General features: G+C 68.5%; 1 protein-coding gene. It reads right to left on the bottom strand.

The window, feature by feature from the left end; all coding sequences use genetic code 11:
- Window positions 1-482 (bottom strand): FAD-dependent oxidoreductase (locus tag AACY52_RS30545; protein WP_339561420.1); only part of this gene is annotated, 482 nt, incomplete at both ends.

Raw genomic sequence — 482 nt, 5'->3', positions numbered from 1 at the left:
CGCGTCGTGCCGAGTTCGGGCGCGCCGAACAGTTTCGGCAGATCCTCGGCATCGAAGCCGAGCGCCTTGATGACGAGATCGGCGGGCAGATCGAAGCCGCCTTGCGGGTCGATTTCGGGCGCGCGTCGGCCCGAGGCGTCGGGTGCGCCGAGGCGCATGCCGCTTGCTTTCACGCCGCTGACGGCATCACGGCCGGTGAAGCTTTCGGGTGCGGAGAGCCAGACGAACTCGACGCCTTCCTCCTCGGCATTGTTCACTTCGCGCTGCGAGCCGGGCATGTTGGCGCGGTCGCGGCGGTAGAGACAGCTGACCGAGGCTGCGCCCTGGCGCACGGCGGTCCGCACGCAGTCCATGGCCGTGTCGCCGCCACCGAGCACCACCACCGTCTTGCCCTTGAGATCGGCTACCTTGCCGATCGGCGCGTCCTTGTCGACGAGGATGCAGAGATCGGTACGGCGCTGGAAGGTGGCGATGGAGCGGAC

The sequence above is a fragment of the Pseudomonas sp. EA_65y_Pfl1_P113 genome (genome assembly GCF_963970525.1).
Classification (GTDB): domain Bacteria; phylum Pseudomonadota; class Gammaproteobacteria; order Pseudomonadales; family Pseudomonadaceae; genus Aquipseudomonas; species Aquipseudomonas tritici.
The sequence above is the reverse complement of the archived record's forward strand: the minus strand, read 5'-3'. Positions and strand labels throughout refer to the sequence as shown.